At 75.7% G+C, this 1,073-nt stretch carries 2 protein-coding genes; both read right to left on the bottom strand.

Going from position 1 to position 1,073, the window contains the following annotated elements; translation table 11 throughout:
• The coding region (locus P0084_RS18480; RefSeq protein WP_308918368.1) for a type VI secretion system ImpA family N-terminal domain-containing protein at positions 1–539 on the bottom strand (539 nt) is incomplete at its 3' end.
• The coding region (locus P0084_RS18475; protein WP_308918367.1) for a type VI secretion system-associated FHA domain protein at positions 536–1,073 on the bottom strand (538 nt) is incomplete at its 5' end. The genes P0084_RS18475 and P0084_RS18480, both read right to left, overlap by 4 nt.

Below are 1,073 nucleotides of genomic sequence, written 5' to 3'. Positions count from 1 at the left end.
GTTTCTGCCGCGCGTGGTTCGACGGCGCCGCGAGCCACCTGGATGCGACGGAACGTGACGTCCGGGTCGCCGGTCAGGGGCAGGTACTGCAGGGGCTGGAGCACGGTCGCGGGGTTGGCCAGCGCTTCCAGGGCGGCGCGACGGTCGCGGGCGCGGTCGGGCAGGGCGGGATGGACCGCGTCGCCGAACGCGCCCAGCACCGCCGCCACCCCCTCGACCGCGTCCGCGAAGCCGTCGGGGTCCTGGGCCAGGGCCTCCCACCGGGCGCGCAGCGACAGCAGGCGCAGGTCGCGCGACCGCCGCAGGAGGCCGTCGATCGCCGACCGCTCCCCGCGCAGGTCCACGTCGCGCGGGTCGGAGATGCGGTCGGGGCTGGGCGCGTCGGCGCGCAGCTGCGGCCCCGCGCTGACATAGCGGTCGGGCAGCCGTCCCTCCGCCTCGTAATAGTAGTCGAGGAAATCGTCGTCCTCCGCCAGTTCCAGATCCGGCCCGCAGGGCGCGTCGTCCGTGACGGGTTCGGTCAGCCAATCGGCGGTCATGGGGTCTCCTCCGTCGTGGCGGGATCGGTCCCGCCCTGCCGCGACGCGCGGCCATAGGCTTCGGCCAGTCGCACGAAGAACGCGTCGAGCATGCCGTTCTCGTGGGGGCCGACCTTGTCGTCCCAGCGCTGCACGAACAACTCCCACGCTCGTCTGCGCCGCCCGCTGCCGAACGTGCCGCCGCCCGCATCGGCTTCGAGCCGCTCCGGCGCGAGGTCGAGCACGAGGTCCGCCAGGGCGGGCTGCAACGCCGCGATGAGCGCCGCGTGGTGGCGGCGCAGGTCGGCCGCGGCCTCCGCCATCGCATCGGCCCCGGACGCGCTGGCGGCGCGGGGGCGCAGGAACAGGGCTTCGAGCGCCGCGGCGGGGTGATGCGCGGTCTTCATGGGGTTGCCCGCCAGGCCGGCCATGGTGCGGTCCACGCTGCCGCGGGCCTGCGCGCGAAAGGCGGCGCGAGCGCGCAGGTGGTCCATCTGCTCCGCCACCGTGCCCCGCAGGGCCGCCCCGACCTCGCGCGCCAGGGCGAGGGCATCG

The organism is Jannaschia maritima (assembly GCF_030973515.1).
Lineage (GTDB): Bacteria > Pseudomonadota > Alphaproteobacteria > Rhodobacterales > Rhodobacteraceae > Jannaschia > Jannaschia maritima.
Note: the sequence above shows the minus strand (reverse complement) of the source record. Positions and strands in the feature narration are given on the sequence as shown.